Genomic DNA, 15,034 nt, shown 5'->3' on the forward strand with positions numbered 1-15,034 from the left:
GCCCTTGTTCTCCCCGGCGCCCTCCCCGCGCCCGGCCGTTGGCGCGTGGCCTCCCCGTGCCCGAACCCCACGCGCCAACGGCCGTTCCAGTCTGTCCGCGGTCCGTCCACGCCGTGACGCACCGCGCCATGGCATGCCAAAGGTCACACGATATGTCACACCGTGTGGCACATGACGCTCGCCACGCCTCATGGACAGTCTGTTCCCTTCTCCTCCTCTCCTCCCCCCCCCGACGGGAACTCCCAAGAAACGAGGCGCATCACCATGTGTCGACTGCTCGGCGTCGTCTCCCGGAAGACCGCCCCTCTGAGCGAACTGCTGGCCGGGGACCTCACCCCTTTCCTCGCCCTGGCCTGCGAGCATGGCGACGGATGGGGCGTCGCGTCACTCACCCCGGACGGGACCGTCGCATCCGTCAAGGAGCCCGCTCCCGCGGACACGAGCGACCGCCTCCAGGACACCCTGGGCACGGCGACCACCGACGCGGCCCTGCTCCACCTGCGCATGGCGAGCCCGGGACTGGCGCTGCGCCCCGAAAACACCCACCCCTTCGGAGACACGCGGGTGGCCTTCGCGCACAACGGCGACTTCTCCCCGGTCTCCTGCCTGGACGACGTGCTCGGCGATGACCTGCTGGCCGGCGCCGGGGGCGATACCGACAGCGAGCGCTTCTACCTCGCCGTCCGACGCCGCATCGACGAGGGCATGGAGCCTCCAAAGGCCATCCTGGCCACCGCGGCCGACATACGGGCTCTGGCCACCCGCTTCGCCAGTCTCAACTGCCTGCTCCTCACCCCGGCCGCGCTCTATGCCTACACCGCGCACGATCCGCACTCCGACGTGATCCGGCGGCGCGGTGAGGGCTTCTTCGCACTCAACTACCGCCGCGGCGCGGACTCCGTGGTCATCGCGTCCACCGGCTGGCCGCAGGATGCGCCGCTGTGGTCCACGCTGCCCGAGGGACATGTCCTGGAGGTCCGCCGCCACGACCTGTCGACCGTGGTACACCCCTGAGGGGTTCCGCAAGCGATACGAGCCACTCCGAGCCCTTCGCGCCGGATCCGACGCGGCCTCAAGGTGCGGCCATCGTGCTGGGCCAGGGCCGATACCGACCGGCTGTCGGCAGGAGGCCGACCAGTTGGCGGACAGTTCGCCGTGCTCGACGGCGGCCGGACCGTCTTCCGGTCACCCGTCTCCGGTCGGGGCGTCCGGTCCGGACGCCCCCTCCAGAAAGCCGCCGATCGCCGCCAGGAACTCCGCGGGCCGGGTCTGGTGGACCAGATGACCCGCGTCGATGGTGACCAGGCGGCAGTCGGGTATCCGGTCCGCCAGCTCGGCCAGCAGCTCCTGCGGAATGTGGCTGCTCGGCCCGCCGCCTATCACCAGGGTCGGCGCGGTGATGGCCGCGAGCTCCTCGGTCCAGCGCGGATCGGGGGCGTTGCGCTGCTCGGTGAACTGCGTCTTCACGGCCCAGTCGAAGACCAGCCGGCCCGCCGGGCGCGGGGGCACCTCCAGTGGCGGGTCCTGGGGCAACAGCGGCGGGGCGTCCTCGATCACCAGCCGCTCCACCCGCCCCGGGAACCGCTGGGCGAAGAGATACGCGACGACGCCGCCGTAGGAATGCCCGATGAGCGTGACGCGGTCCAGCCCGAGCGCCCCGAGGAACCCGGCGACCTCGTCCCGCTGCCGCTCCAGGGCGTAGTCCCCCGGCCAGTCGCTGGAACCGTGTCCGCGCAGGTCGAGCGCGTACACCCGGCGGCCGGCGGCGAGGTGGGGCGCTATGGCGAGCCAGTCGACACCGCCCTCGCCGAGACCGTGGAGCAGCAGGACCGGCGGATCGCCCGCAGTGCCCCACACCCGGTACGTCAGCTCGACCCCGTCCACCTCGACACTGTCAAGTGTGTGCATAGGGCCGAGGATACGGCCGGAACTGCTCGTGTCACCCCCCGTCACACGGGTCGCTCATGTCCGTCCCAGTAGGGCTCCCGGAGCCGCCGTTTGTAGAGCTTGCCGTTGGGGTCGCGGGGCATCTCCGCGATGAAGTCGACGGACTTGGGGCGCTTGTAGCCCGCGAGCCGCAGCGCACAGTGGTCGAGGATGGCGGCCGCCAGCTCCGGTCCTGGGGTGTGGCCCGCCGCGGGCTCCACGACCGCCTTGACCTCCTCGCCCCAGTCGTCGTGCGGGATGCCGAAGGCGGCGGCGTCGGCGACGGCGGGGTGGGTGAGCAGCGCGGACTCGATTTCGGCCGGGTAGACGTTGACCCCGCCCGAGATGATCATGTCGATCTTGCGGTCGCGGAGGTAGAGATAACCGTCGTCGTCGACGAGACCGAGGTCGCCGACGGTGAAGTACTCCCCGATGCGGTTCTTGCGGGTCTTGCCCTCGTCCTTGTGGTAGCTGAAGCCGCCGGTGCTCATCTTCATGTAGACGGTGCCGAGTTCGCCGGGCGGCAGCTTCCGTCCGTCGTCGTCGAAGATGGCGATTTCGCTGATGGGCCACGGCTTGCCGACCGTTCCCGGCTTCTTCAGCCAGTCCTGGGCGGTGGCGAAGGTGCCGCCGCCCTCGCTCGCCGCGTAGTACTCCTCGACGCAGCCGCCCCACCAGTCGATCATGGCGCGTTTGACGTGGTCCGGGCAGGGCGCGGCGCCGTGGATGGCGTGGCGCATGGAGGAGACGTCGTAGGACGTACGTAACTCCTCGGGGAGGGCGAGCAGCCGGTGGAACTGCGTGGGCACCATGTGGGTGTGGGTGCAGTGGTAGGTCTCGATGAGCCGCAGCATCTCCTGGGGCGTCCACTTGTCCATGAGCACCAGGGGGTGGCCGATGTGCAGGGACGAGGACGCGAACTGCAGGACGGCCGTGTGGTAGAGCGGTGAGCACACCAGGTGGATGTGGTCGGGCTCCTCGGCGCGGGGCCGGATGCCGAAGAAGCGCAGGAAGCCGCCGAGAGGGCTTTCCTCGGGGAGCTTTCCGGTCAGCGGGCGCCGGATGCCGCGTGGGCGTCCCGTCGTACCGGAGGTGTAGTTCATGACCCAGCCCAGTTCGCGGTCGGTGGGCGGGTCCGGGGACTGTCCCTGGAGGAGTTCGGCGTACGGGCGGAAGCCCTCCACGTCACCGACCGCGTAGCGATGGGTGACGGGCAGCCCGGCCTCGTCGGCGGCCAGGGCGGCCTGGGCGCCGAAGCGTTCGTGGGCGATCAGCACCTTGGCGCCCGAGTCGGAGACGATCCAGGCGATCTCGGGGCCGACCAGGTGGTGGTTGACGGGCACCAGGTAGAGCCCGGCCTGGGTGGCGGCGAGCGCGGCGGTGAAGAACGCGACCCCGTTGGGGAGGACGACGGCGAAGGCGTCGCCGCGCCGGAGCCCGGCGGCGCGCAGCCCGCCGACGAGCTGGTTGCACGCGGCGTGCAGCCGGGCGGCGGTCCATTCCTCGCCGTCGGGGGCGACGAGGACGACGCGGTCGGGTTCGTGTCCGGCCTGGGCCCAGAAGCCGACGGGGATGGTGCGGTTCGGGTCGCTGGTCATGGAAGTCATCGGTCGTCGGCCTCCTCAGCCCCGTCCGGCAATGCGGTTGACGCGGTCGATGGCGCGTTCGAAGCCCCGGGTCAGGTCGTCGAAGACGGCCTGCACGCTACGGGTGGAGTTCATCCGGCCGACGATCTGCCCGACCGGGCTGCCGAGCAGCGGCTCCACCTCGTACTTCTGGATGCGCGAGACGGCCTCGGCGACCAGCAGCCCCTGGAGAGGCATCGGCAGGGTCCCCGGCCCCTGGGGGTCGTCCCAGGCGTCCGTCCACGCCGTGCGCAGCTGGCGGGCGGGCTTGCCGGTGAGGGCGCGGGAGCGCACGGTGTCGCCGGATCCGGCGGCGAGGAGCTTGGCGGTGAGCGCGGCCGAATGCAGCTCGGCCTCCTCGGTGGTGAGCCAGATCGAGCCGAGCCACACCCCCTGGGCGCCGAGCGCGAGCCCGGCGGCGATCTGTTCGCCGCTGCCGATGCCGCCCGCGGCGAGCACGGGCAGCGGATCGACGGCCTCGACGACCTCGGGGGTGAGCACCATGGAGGCGATCTCGCCGGTGTGGCCACCCGCCTCGTAGCCCTGGGCGACGACGACGTCCAGGCCCGCGTCCTGGTGGTGACGGGCGTGGCGGGCACTTCCGGCCAGCGCGGCGACGAGGATGCCGTGGTCGTGGGCGCGGGCGACGACATCGGCGGGCGGCGAACCGAGCGCGTTGGCCAGCAGCTTGACGGGATAGTCGAACGCGACGTCGAGCTGGCTGCGGGCGACCTGCTCCAGCCAGCCGGTGATCCGCCAGCCGGACGCCTCGCCCTCGGCCAGCTCGGGCACCCCGTGCTTGGCCAGGGTCTCCTGGACGAACGCGCGGTGCTCCTGCGGGATCATCGCCTCGATGTCGGCCTCGCTCACCCCCTCGACCTTCTTCGCGGGCATCACGACGTCGAGGCCGTACGGTTTGCCGTCGGTGTGCTCCTGCATCCAGTCCAGGTCGCGGGCGAGGTCCTCGCCCGCGGCGTAGCGGACCGCGCCGAGCACGCCGAACCCGCCGGCCCTGGTGATCGCCGCGGCCACGGCGGGGAACGGCGTGAAGCCGAAGATGGCGTGCTCGACACCCAGCCTTGTGCTCAGCTCCGTCTTCATGCGGGGCAGGATGCCGCAGGGCGCCGGGGAGCGGAAGAGTTTTTCTGACGTCCCGTCAGATTTTTCGGCCGCACCGCGGTCCTACTCCCCCAGCACCGCCATCGCCGCGTTGTGGCCGGGGATCCCGCTGACCCCGCCGCCGCGCACCGCACCCGCGCCGCACAGCAGCACATTGGCGTGGCGCGTCTCCACGCCCCAGCGGCCGGTACCCTCCTGGGCGTACGGGAAGGCCAGCTCCCGGTGGAAGATGTTCCCGCCCGGCAGCCGCAGTTCGCGGTCCAGGTCCAGCGGGCTCTTCGCCTCGACGCACGGCCTGCCGTCGGCGTCGTACGCGAGGCAGTCGGCGATCGGCTCGGCGAGCTGGGCGTCGAGCTGGGCGAGGGTGTCACTCAACAGGGCCTCCCGGGCCCCCTCGGGGTCGCCCACGAACAGCCGGGCGGGGGTGTGCAGCCCGAACAGGGTCAGGGTCTGGTAGCCCCGCGCGGCCAGGTCCGGGCCGAGGATCGACGGGTCGGTCAGCGAGTGGCAGTAGATCTCCGACGGCGGCCGCCGCGGCAGCTCCCCCGCGGCGGCCTGCCGGTACGCCGCCTCCAACTCGCCGTAGCCCTCGGCGATGTGGAACGTCCCGGCGAACGCCTCGCGCGGGTCCGTCTCGGGGTCCCGCAGCGCGGGCAGCCGCCGCAGCAGCATGTTCACCTTCAGCTGCGCGCCCTCGGCGGGCGGGGCGGGCGGCTCCTCGCCGAGCAGCCGCGAAAGCTCGCGCGGGGCGGCCCCGACCAGCACATGACGGGCGCCCACGACGTGCTCGCCGTCCCGGTCCTCGTAACGCACCTCGGCCGACGTCCCGTCGGTGGCGATCCCCGTCACCTCACAGCCGGTCGCGATCCGCGCGCCCGCCAGTCGGGCGGCTTGGGCGAGCGCGTCGGTGAGCGCGCCCATGCCGCCCACGGGGACGTCCCAGTCGCCGGTGCCGCCGCCGATCACGTGGTAGAGGAAGCAGCGGTTCTGCCGCAGCGAGGGGTCATGGGCGGCGGCGAACGTACCGATCAGCGCGTCGGTGAGCACCACGCCCCGCACCAGGTCGTCCTCGAACGCCGCCTCGACCGCCTCCCCCAGGGGCCGCTCGAACAGCGCCTCCCACGCCGCCTCGTCCCCGATCCGGGCCCGCAGCGCGTCCCGGTCGGGCAGCGGCTCGGTCAGCGTCGGGAACACCCGCTCGGCGACCCGCCCCGTCATCCCGTAGAACCGCTCCCAGGCCGCGTACTCCCGCTCCCCGCCGGTCAGCCGCGCGAACGCCTCCCGGGTCCGGGCCCCGGCGCCGGTCTCCACCAGCAGCCCGGTCGCCCGCCCGCCGCGGACGGCGGGGGTGTACGAGGAGACGGACCGCTTGCGCACCGCGAACCGCAGGCCCAGGTCGTCGACGATGCGCCGGGGCAGCAGGCTGACCAGGTACGAATAGCGCGAGAGCCGGGCGTCCACCCCGGGGAAGGGCCGCGTGGACACGGCCGCGCCGCCGGTGTGGCCGAGCCGCTCCAGCACCCGCACGCTACGTCCCGCCCGGCCCAGATAGGCGGCGGCGACCAGGGCGTTGTGGCCGCCGCCGACGATGACGACGTCGTAGGCATCGCGTACAGACATGCCCTCTGGGTAGCACGGGCTGATCGCTCCGGCCACCACCCGGCCCGGTCCGCCACGGCCGCGTCATGATCCGGCGCAGCGTCCGGCCGCGTACGACCAGCTCGTCGACGGGTCCCGCCGCGGAGCCACCTCCCTGGCTGGGCCGAGCTGCTGCCCGGCGTCTGGACCGTCTCGACCGACCCGGTGGTCATGCTGTACAACCGCAAGACCCGACCCACTCACGGCCACCCACGCTCCCCTACGTCCCGGCACCCGCGCCCCCCACCCCGCCCCACGCGTCGCTCCGCGACCAGCCGCTGTACGCGGGGGCCGACCGCGCCGATGCGGTCAAGCTCGATACCTGGTTCAGCCGCTGCCGGAATCAGGGCGATTGCCACCCGTCACCCGGACTGGTCCGGGGGAGACAGACGGGTGGCGGCCCTCGGGTTCCTATCGCTTGCTGCCGTTCCCGTGTCCGTTGGGATGCAGGACCACCTTGGTCCAGCCCTCGTCGCGGTCGTCGAAGTGCTCATAGGCGGTGGGGGCCTCGTCCAGGCTGAGCTCGTGCGAGACGACGAAGCTCGGCTTCGCCTTCCCGCCGGCGATCAGATCCCGCAGCGCCCGGTTGTACTTCTTCACCGGCGCCTGCCCCGTGCCCATGCGCTGGCCCTTGAACCACATCATGCCGAAGTCGATCGGGATCTTTCCCTGCGCCTCCAGCTCCCCCTGGGCCTCCGCGCCGCCGGGATCCTCGGGCAGGAACACGCCCACCACGCCGATGTCGCCCGTGAACCTGACCGAGTCGATCAAGCTGTTGAGCGTGAGGCTGGCGTCCTCTTCTCCCTCGGAGTCGTGTGCCTGATAGCCGACGCACTCACAGCCATTGTCGGCGCCCAGACCGAGAGTGGCCTCCTTGACGACCTCCGCCGGGTCCTGCTCGGCGATGTTGATCGGGACGGCCCCGAGCTCCTCCGCCTTGCGCAGCCGGTCGGGCTGGTGGTCGGCCACCCAGACGGTGCCGGCGCCCTTGAGCAGGGCGGAGTAGGTCGCCATCAGCCCGACGGGACCGGCCCCGAAGACGATCGTCCGGTCACCCGGTTTGACGTTGGCCATCTCCGTGGCGTGATAGCCGGTGGGGAAGATGTCGGCGAGCATCACGTAGTCGGTCTGCCGCTCGGCGGCGTCCTCCCCCAGGCGCAGCGCGTTGAAGTCGCCGTAGGGCACGCGCAGCAGTTCCGCCTGGCCGCCCTGGTAGGGGCCCATGTCGGCGAATCCGTAGGCGGCTCCCCCGAGGGCCGGTTCCGGCTGCATGGTGAGGCAGTAGTTGGTCAGCCCCCGCTCGCACTGCTTGCAGAAGCCGCAGGCGATGTTGAAGGGCAGAACCACATACTCGCCGACCTGGACCTTGCGCACGGCCGAGCCGACCTCCACGACCTGGCCCAGGTTCTCGTGTCCCAGCGTGCGGCCGGGCTCGAACGAGGTGCGGCCCTCGTACATGTGCAGGTCAGAACCACAGATATTGGTGGTGGTGATCTTGACGATGATGTCGCAGGGGTGCTCGATCTTCGCGTCCGGTACGTCCTTCACCGCGACCGTTCGCGGGCCCTGGTATACCGCTGCTTTCATGATGGCCATCCCTTGATGTCGCGGCATGACCGCACCACGGCGGTGACGGAGACGGCGCGAAGCGCCTCACTCCCGAGAGTTGAACGCGTGGGGCTCGGCGGAACGCGGTCCGTGGCTCCGGCATGCCTCTGCGGGTCGTTCACCCGGATCAGGTGCAACGGCGCCGCCGGTGGCTTGCGACGCGGAGCACCGGGCGCTCCGGCGGCGTGCCGTCCGGGTCCCCGCCGACCCTCGACGCGAAACGGGCACGAGCGCATCAATCGTCAAAATTTGCCCATCCGGGCGACCACCGGTCATCGACGTATCTCCGACTCGGCCCCCGGTCAGTCACCGTGGTCGTCCTGGAGCCTGTGGCGACGTTCCTGTTCGCGCTTGGAGTAGGCGGCTGCCCGGATCGCCTCGTCGCTCTCCAAGCCTGATCCCAGCGCGCCGCCCACGGTGGCGACCGAAGCGACGAACCAGGCCAGCGTCACGTACTCCTCGGCGTCCGCCACCGCGAAGCCTGCTCAGGCATCGCCCCGGCGCGCACCCCACGCCGCGCCACCGACCACCCCGCTTCGTGCGAGGCGGAGCGCTACGTCCTGCCCGGCGTCGGGGCGGCTGGTGGGCGGGATGGGCCACGTCAACCTCCGGCAACGCCCGCTGGGTGTCATGCGAGCCAAGCGGACTCCTTCGGACGGGTGTGCGGAGAGCTGTCACTGCCGCCGGGCGCTGCCGTGTGGTCCAGGTAGCGGTGCACGAAGTGGATGCTCATCGCGCCTTCACCGGCCGCGGAGGCCACGCGTTTCACCGAGCCGCTGCGGACGTCGCCGGCGGCGAAGACGCCAGGCAGGCTGGTCTCCAACGTCAGGCAGTCGCGGCCCTGGCTCTGCCACAGTCCGGGGACGGAGCAGGCCTGCGCCTCCGCGCCGGTGAGCACGAAGCCGCGCGCGTCGAGGGCGAGCGCGCCGGACAGCCACTCGGTGTGGGGGACGGCGCCGGTGAAGACGAACAGGGCCCGCACCGTGAGCTGGTGGTGCTCGCCCGTACGGTGGTCGACCACGTCGACGGCCTCCAGCGTTTTGTCGCCGAGTGCCTCGGTCACCTCGGTGTGCAGCAGGACGCGCACCCGCGGGTGGCGCTCGACCTGATCGATCAGGTAGCGGGACATGTGCGCCTCGAGGTTCGGCCCACGGACGAGCAGATGTACCTGCGGTGCGTACCCGGCCAGGAAGAGTACGGCCTGGCCCGCGGAGTTGCCGCCCCCGACGACGGCCACCGGGTCGGTGCGGCACTGCTGGGCTTCGTATACGGTCGCCGAGTAGTGGACGCTCGTTCCCTCCAGGCGTTCGATGCCGGGCACTTGGAGGCGGCGGTAGCGGGCGCCGGTGGCCAGGACGACGGCGCGGGCGGTGATCTCGCTGCCGTCGGCGAACGCGACGGCGTAGTGGCCGTCCCGCGGTTCGAGACGGGCCGCCTCCGCCGGGACGCTGATCCGGGCGCCGAACCTGTCGGCCTGGAGCACGGCGCGGTCGGTGAGTTCGGCGCCGGAGATGCCGGAGGGGAAGCCGAGCAGATTCTCGATGCGGGACGACGTCCCGGCCTGGCCACCGGTGGCCAACGCCTCGACCAGGGTCGTGCCGAGGCCCTCCGAGGCGGCGTTCACCGCGGCGGCGAGACCGGCCGGACCGGAGCCGACGATGAGGAGATCGCCGCGGCCGTTGCCCGATGGCAGGTGCGGCAAGCCGATCAACCGGGCCAGTTCGGCGTTGCTCGGATTGCGCAGCAGGGTCGTGTCACGCCATATCACCAGCGGTGTCTGCTCCGGACCGACCGCGAAGCGGCGCAGCAGCTCCTCGGCCTCCTCGTCCGTCTCCAGATCGATCCAGCGGTACGGCAGCCGGTTGCGGGCGGCGAACTCACGCAGCCGCCGGGTGTCGGGCGAATAGCGCGAGCCGACGATGCGGAAACCGGCGCCCTGCCCGACGAGCAGGGCACGGCGGCCGAGGCAGGCGCGCAGCACCAGATCGCCAAGGACGGAGTCCCGGGTCACCAGGTCACGCAGCTGATCCATGGACAGGGCGAGGATCTCACCGGGGTCCCTGACCGTAGCGGTGTAGAAGGCCACCTGCCCGTTGAGGAGGCCGAGTTCGCCGATGAAGCGGCCGGGGCCGTGCACACGCAGCAGACGTTCGGCGGGCGTGCCGTAGCCCTCGACGATGGCGACCGAGCCACTGAGGACGACGTAGAACGTCTCGCACCGCTCCCCCTCCCGGATCAGCACATCACCGGCGTCGACTGCGCGCCGCCGGCCACGCTGCGCCAGGCGGGCCAACTGGTCCTCCGGCAGGCGGGGATAGGCGCCGTAGATGTCGGCGGTCTCGAAGGGGACGCTCTCCTCCGCCTCGTCCGGCACCGGCGTTGCGCTTGGCCGCGTCTCGTCGCCGGACATCACGCGAACGCCTCGTGGACGAAGCACCACCGCCAGTCCTCGCCGGGCTCCAGCGACGCCGCGATCGGATGGCCGTCGGCGGCGGCGTGACGGCGCGCGTGCCGGTTCGGCGAGGAATCGCAGCAGCCGACGTGGCCGCAGGTCAGGCAGAGCCTCAAGTGGACCCACGGGGAGCCGAGCAGCAGACACTCCTGACACCCTTCGGGGGTCAGTGGCTGGACCGGCCGGACCAGCGCGAGGTGGGGGTCGGTTCGTGCGGTCATGGCTGATCACCCTTCCCGGCCGGTTCGCGGCCCGCGATCGACTGCTCCACCCACCGCCGCAGGGCAGGGGCAGGTGCGGCACCCGCCTGCCGGGCGATGGTCTGTCCTTTGTCGAGGACCAACAGTGTCGGTACCGCCTGGACCTCGAACCGCCGCGCCAGGCGCGGGTTCTTGTCGATGTCGACCTTGACCAGCTTGATCTTTCCCGCGAGATCGGCGGCGACCTTCTGCAGCGCGGGGCTCACCATGCGGCAGGGACCGCACCAGGTGGCCCACAGGTCGACGACGACGGGCACGGTGGCCTGCTCGACGACCTCGGTGAAGTCGTCGTCGCCCGCGTCGGCCATCCACGGCAGAGGCTGTTTGCAGTTGCCGCACGTGGGGCGGCCCTCGGCGGCCACGGGCACCCGGTTGGTGCGCCCGCAGTGCGGGCAGGTGACGTTGGTGGCCTGCACGGTACTCATGCCGCCTTCACTTCCCTCACGTCCTCAGGCTGGTCGTAGGTGACCACCAGCTCTCCGTGCTCGGCGTCGACGCGGACCTTCGCGCCGTCCTGGACGTCGCCGCGCAGCAGGGCGCGCCCGACCAGCGTCTCGACCTCGTGGGAGATGTAACGCCGCAGCGGCCGGGCCCCGTACACCGGGTCGTAGCCCTGGTGGGCGATCAACTCTCGCGCAGCCGCGGTGAGTTCAACGGTGATGCGACGCTCGGCGAGGCGGCGTCGCAGTTCGTCGAACTGCAGCTCCACGATCCGCTCGATCTGCCGCTCGCCGAGGGGCTTGAACAGCACGATGTCGTCGACGCGGTTGAGGAACTCCGGGCGGAAGTGCCCGCGAAGCTCGCCCATCATCAGGGCGCGGGCGTCCGGCTTGATCTCTCCCTCGGCGGTGGCGCCGTCGAGGAGGTGCTCGGAGCCGATGTTGGAGGTCATGATGATCACGGTGTTGCGGAAGTCGACGGTGCGGCCCTGGGCGTCGGTGATGCGGCCGTCGTCGAGGATCTGCAGCAGGGTGTTGAAGACGTCGGTGTGCGCCTTCTCGATCTCGTCGAACAGCACGACCGAGTACGGCTTGCGGCGTACGGCCTCGGTGAGCTGACCGCCCTCCTCATAGCCGACGTATCCGGGCGGTGCCCCCATCAGCCGGCTGACGGTGTGCCGCTCCTGGTACTCGCTCATGTCGAGGCGGACCATGTTCTCCTCGGAGTCGAACAGGGCCGCCGCGAGGGTCTTGGCCAGCTCCGTCTTCCCGACGCCGGTGGGGCCGAGGAAGATGAACGAGCCGATGGGACGGCGAGGGTCGCGGATGCCGGAGCGGGCGCGGATGATGGCGTCGGCGACGAGCTTGACGGCCTCGTCCTGGCCGATGACGCGCTCGCGCAGGATCTCGTCGAGGCGCAGCAGCTTCTCGCGTTCACCCTCCTTCAGGCGGGTCACGGGGATACCGGTCCAGGCGGCGACGATGTCGGCGATCTCCTCCTCGGTGACAACCTCGTGCAGCAGCCGGTTCTGCCCCTGCTTGGCGGCCAGTTGCTCTTCCTCGGCCGCCAGTCGGCGTTCCAGGTCCTGGAGGCGGCCGTAGCGAAGTTCGGCGGCGCGGTTGAGGTCGTAGGCGCGTTCGGCCTCCTCCGCCTCGTGGCGGACCTGCTCCAGTTCCTGGCGCAGCTCCTGCACGCGGCGAATCGCCTGCCGTTCGGCCTCCCACTGGGCGTGTTGGGCGTCGGCCTCGCCGCGCAAGTCGGCGAGTTCCCTGCGCAGCTCCTCCAAGCGGGTTTTGCTCGCGGGGTCGGTCTCCTTGGAGAGGGCCGCCTCCTCGATCTCCAGTCGCGTGACGCGGCGGGTGATCTCGTCGAGTTCGGCGGGCATCGAGTCGATCTCGGTACGCAGCCGGGCGCAGGCTTCGTCGACGAGGTCGATGGCCTTGTCGGGCAGGAACCGGTCGGTGATGTAGCGGTGGCTGAGGGTGGCCGCGGATACCAGCGCGGTGTCCTGGATCTTCACGCCGTGGAAGATTTCCAGGCGTTCACGCAGTCCGCGCAGGATGGAGATGGTGTCCTCCACGCTCGGCTCGTCGACCAGGACCTGCTGGAAGCGGCGTTCGAGGGCGGCGTCCTTCTCGATGTGCTTGCGGTACTCGTCGAGGGTGGTGGCACCGATCATGTGGAGTTCGCCGCGGGCGAGCATCGGCTTGAGCATGTTGCCCGCGTCCATGGCTCCTTCGGCGGCGCCCGCGCCTACGACGGTGTGGAGTTCGTCGACGAAGAGCAGGATGCGCCCCTGGGCGGCCTTCACCTCGGACAGCACGGCCTTGAGGCGTTCCTCGAACTCGCCCCGGTACTTGGCCCCGGCCACCAGGGAGCCCATGTCGAGTGCGAACACGGTCTTGTCGCGCAGCCCTTCGGGCACGTCGCCACGGACGATGCGCTGGGCGAGGCCCTCGACGATGGCGGTCTTGCCGACGCCGGGGTCGCCGATGAGGACCGGGTTGTTCTTGGACTTGCGGCTGAGGATCTGGGTGACGCGGCGGATCTCGGCGTCACGGCCGATGACCGGGTCGAGCTTGCCGTCCCTGGCCTCGGCGACCAGGTCGCGGCCGTACTTCTCCAGGGCCTCGTACGCCACTTCGGGGTTGCCCGAGGTCACACGCTGGTTGCCGCGGACCTGGGTGAGCGCGCTCAGGAACGAGTCCCGGGTGATGCCGTGGTCCTTGAGCAGCCGTCCGGCGGCGGTGGCCGAGCCCTCCTCGGCCAGGGCGACCAGGAGGTGCTCCACGGACACGTACTCGTCCTTGAGGCGTTTGGCCTCCCGCTCGGCCGCGTCCAGCAGCCGCGCGAGCCGCTGGGTGACGAACACCTGACCTGGGGTTGCGCCGGGTCCGGTGACCCTGGGGCGGCGGGACAACTCGTCGTGCACGGCCGCACGGAGTTCCCCGGGCTCCCTGCCCGCCTGTCGCAGCAGCCGGGGGATCAGGCCGTCCTCCTGGTCGAGGAGCGCGAGCAGCAGGTGCTCGCCGTCGACCTCGGTCTGGCCCATGCGGACGGCGGCGGTCTGCGCCTCCTGGAGGGCTTCCTGTGACTTCTGGGTGAGACGGTTCATGTCCATGGGGGTGAGTCACTCCTCCTGCCGCGGTCGCGCAGTGCGGCTTCGAGCAGGCTGATGCGGTCGAGCAGGTCGAGCACCAGACCGATGGATGCGTAGTTGAGGCAGAGTCCGGAGCGCAGCCGCTGGACGCGGGCGAGGACCGCTGGGGCCGCGGGGTCGAACACCAGGTGCCCCGCGGCGTCGCGTTCGGCGTCGACCAGGCCGAGGGCGACGAACCGGCGGACCAGGTCGGGATGGAGACCCGAGCGGCGGGCCACGGTGTCCAGGGAAAGCCTGGGCACGGGGACGAGCGCGTAGCGCACGGCCGTGGAACCGGCGCTCGTCCGTACGGGACGCCCGCCCGCGTCGGCCCGGGCGGCCCGGCCGCCGGTCGCCGCCCATGAGGGTCGGTCGCTCATCGCGTCCTCCTGGGGTCGTACGAAGAGGTGGCGGCGAGCTCCTCGAACAGCTCGCGCTCCCGGTCGCCGAGGGCGGGCGGCACCATGACGCGGAGTTCGGCGTACAGGTCGCCGTTCGCACCGCGCGGGTTCGGCATGCCCTCACCGCGCAGTCGCAGTCGCCGGCCGCTGGAGGAGCTTGCGGGCACCGTGACCTTGGCCGTGCCGCCGCCGGGGGTGGGCACCGGCACGGTCGCGCCCAGGGCCGCCTCCCAGGGGGTGACGAGGACCTGTACGTGGACGTCGCGACCGTCCAGCCGGAAACGGGGGTGGGGCTGGATGCGCACCCGCAGGTACAGATCGCCCGCGGGGGCGTCGCCACTGCCCCGGCCGCCCTCGCCCGCGAGCCGGATGCGCTGCCCGTCGGTGACGCCGGGCGGCACGTCGACCTCGTACCGCCGCGGCTGCCCGGTGGGACCGGCGAGCGTGACGGTGCGGCGGCCGCCCCTGTACGCCTCCTCGACGGTGAGCGGCAGCTCGGCCTCCTGGTCGGCTCCCGGTACACCGCCGGGGGCGGCGCCTGCTCCGAAGAGCGAGCCGAGCAGGTCCTCGATGCCGACACCCTCCGCTGCGAAGTCGTCGCCGAAGCCGGTGTACCGGACACGGGGGCCGCCGGCGCCCGCGGTCCTCCGAGTGCGGAAGCCGCTGCCCGCTCCGGCCGCGACCCTTTCGTCGAAATCCTCGGGGATCTTGCGGAAGTCCTCGCCGAAGCGGTCGTAACGGGCCCGGGTCTTGGGATCCGACAGGACGCTGTATGCCTCGTTGAGGTCCTTGAAGCGTTCCTCCGCCCCCGGGCCCTTGTTGACGTCGGGGTGGTACTTGCGGGCGAGTTTGCGATATGCCTGCTGGATCTCGTCCTGGCTCGCGGTCCGTGACACGCCCAGCACCTCGTAGAAGTCCTGTGCCAT

Annotated in this window: 13 protein-coding genes; 1 reads left to right on the plus strand and 12 read right to left on the minus strand. The window is 71.4% G+C overall.

The annotated features are described in order from the left end of the window. Positions 1–264 precede the first annotated feature (264 nt). Positions 265–1,014, plus strand: a complete 750-nt coding sequence (locus ACH4SI_RS35445) for a class II glutamine amidotransferase (RefSeq protein ID WP_398303171.1) — start codon at positions 265–267, stop codon at positions 1,012–1,014. A 171-nt stretch (positions 1,015–1,185) separates the two neighbouring features. Here ACH4SI_RS35445 and ACH4SI_RS35450 read toward each other — a convergent pair whose 3' ends face one another. The 12 genes from ACH4SI_RS35450 to ACH4SI_RS35505 form a co-directional block, all read right to left on the minus strand. Then, complete coding sequence (locus tag ACH4SI_RS35450; RefSeq protein ID WP_398303173.1) at positions 1,186–1,908, minus strand: alpha/beta fold hydrolase; 723 nt, start codon at positions 1,906–1,908, stop codon at positions 1,186–1,188. A 41-nt stretch (positions 1,909–1,949) separates the two neighbouring features. After that, positions 1,950–3,524, minus strand: coding sequence for an acyl-CoA synthetase (locus ACH4SI_RS35455; protein WP_398303305.1), 1,575 nt, complete (start codon positions 3,522–3,524; stop codon positions 1,950–1,952). Positions 3,525–3,548: 24 nt separating this feature from the next. Further along, entirely contained in the window at positions 3,549–4,652 is a 1,104-nt protein-coding gene (locus tag ACH4SI_RS35460; RefSeq protein WP_398303175.1) for an NAD(P)H-dependent flavin oxidoreductase, read from the minus strand. 81 nt (positions 4,653–4,733) lie between these two features. Next, positions 4,734–6,290: a phytoene desaturase family protein gene (locus ACH4SI_RS35465; protein WP_398303177.1), complete on the minus strand. Its 1,557-nt coding sequence runs from the start codon at positions 6,288–6,290 to the stop codon at positions 4,734–4,736. A 429-nt stretch (positions 6,291–6,719) separates the two neighbouring features. After that, positions 6,720–7,895, minus strand: coding sequence for a glutathione-independent formaldehyde dehydrogenase (locus ACH4SI_RS35470; protein WP_398303179.1), 1,176 nt, complete (start codon positions 7,893–7,895; stop codon positions 6,720–6,722). Positions 7,896–8,218: 323 nt separating this feature from the next. Beyond that, positions 8,219–8,389, minus strand: a complete 171-nt coding sequence (locus ACH4SI_RS35475; protein ID WP_398303315.1) for a hypothetical protein — start codon at positions 8,387–8,389, stop codon at positions 8,219–8,221. A 155-nt stretch (positions 8,390–8,544) separates the two neighbouring features. Further along, entirely contained in the window at positions 8,545–10,326 is a 1,782-nt protein-coding gene (locus tag ACH4SI_RS35480; RefSeq protein ID WP_398303181.1) for an FAD-dependent oxidoreductase, read from the minus strand. After that, positions 10,326–10,589 (minus strand): UBP-type zinc finger domain-containing protein, encoded by a 264-nt coding sequence (locus ACH4SI_RS35485; RefSeq protein WP_398303183.1) that lies wholly within the window; start codon positions 10,587–10,589, stop codon positions 10,326–10,328. Before ACH4SI_RS35485 ends, ACH4SI_RS35480 begins: the two co-directional genes overlap by 1 nt. Continuing rightward, a complete protein-coding gene (trxA, locus tag ACH4SI_RS35490; protein ID WP_398303185.1) occupies positions 10,586–11,053 on the minus strand; it encodes a thioredoxin in 468 nt (155 codons plus the stop codon). Before trxA ends, ACH4SI_RS35485 begins: the two co-directional genes overlap by 4 nt. Then, a complete protein-coding gene (gene clpB, locus ACH4SI_RS35495) occupies positions 11,050–13,689 on the minus strand; it encodes an ATP-dependent chaperone ClpB (protein WP_398303187.1) in 2,640 nt (879 codons plus the stop codon). Before clpB ends, trxA begins: the two co-directional genes overlap by 4 nt. Then, positions 13,680–14,087, minus strand: a complete 408-nt coding sequence (locus ACH4SI_RS35500; RefSeq protein WP_398303189.1) for a chaperone modulator CbpM — start codon at positions 14,085–14,087, stop codon at positions 13,680–13,682. The genes clpB and ACH4SI_RS35500 overlap by 10 nt, the downstream gene beginning before the upstream one ends. Then, on the minus strand, positions 14,084–15,034 hold the full coding sequence (locus ACH4SI_RS35505; protein ID WP_398303191.1) for a DnaJ C-terminal domain-containing protein: 951 nt from the start codon (positions 15,032–15,034) through the stop codon (positions 14,084–14,086). Before ACH4SI_RS35505 ends, ACH4SI_RS35500 begins: the two co-directional genes overlap by 4 nt.

Source organism: Streptomyces sp. NPDC021212, assembly GCF_044332925.1.
GTDB lineage: Bacteria > Actinomycetota > Actinomycetes > Streptomycetales > Streptomycetaceae > Streptomyces.

Excerpts from the sequence above, each read along its gene's own strand:
- trxA (WP_398303185.1), bottom strand. The coding sequence starts at position 11,053 with ATGAGTACCGTGCAGGCCACCAACGTCACCTGCCCGCACTGCGGGCGC.
- ACH4SI_RS35450 (WP_398303173.1), bottom strand. The coding sequence starts at position 1,908 with ATGCACACACTTGACAGTGTCGAGGTGGACGGGGTCGAGCTGACGTAC.
- ACH4SI_RS35485 (WP_398303183.1), bottom strand. The coding sequence starts at position 10,589 with ATGACCGCACGAACCGACCCCCACCTCGCGCTGGTCCGGCCGGTCCAG.
- ACH4SI_RS35460 (WP_398303175.1), bottom strand. The coding sequence starts at position 4,652 with ATGAAGACGGAGCTGAGCACAAGGCTGGGTGTCGAGCACGCCATCTTC.
- ACH4SI_RS35445 (WP_398303171.1), top strand. The coding sequence starts at position 265 with ATGTGTCGACTGCTCGGCGTCGTCTCCCGGAAGACCGCCCCTCTGAGC.
- ACH4SI_RS35470 (WP_398303179.1), bottom strand. The coding sequence starts at position 7,895 with ATGAAAGCAGCGGTATACCAGGGCCCGCGAACGGTCGCGGTGAAGGAC.
- ACH4SI_RS35480 (WP_398303181.1), bottom strand. The coding sequence starts at position 10,326 with ATGTCCGGCGACGAGACGCGGCCAAGCGCAACGCCGGTGCCGGACGAG.
- clpB (WP_398303187.1), bottom strand. The coding sequence starts at position 13,689 with ATGGACATGAACCGTCTCACCCAGAAGTCACAGGAAGCCCTCCAGGAG.
- ACH4SI_RS35505 (WP_398303191.1), bottom strand. The coding sequence starts at position 15,034 with ATGGCACAGGACTTCTACGAGGTGCTGGGCGTGTCACGGACCGCGAGC.
- ACH4SI_RS35465 (WP_398303177.1), bottom strand. The coding sequence starts at position 6,290 with ATGTCTGTACGCGATGCCTACGACGTCGTCATCGTCGGCGGCGGCCAC.
- ACH4SI_RS35500 (WP_398303189.1), bottom strand. The coding sequence starts at position 14,087 with ATGAGCGACCGACCCTCATGGGCGGCGACCGGCGGCCGGGCCGCCCGG.
- ACH4SI_RS35455 (WP_398303305.1), bottom strand. The coding sequence starts at position 3,524 with ATGACCAGCGACCCGAACCGCACCATCCCCGTCGGCTTCTGGGCCCAG.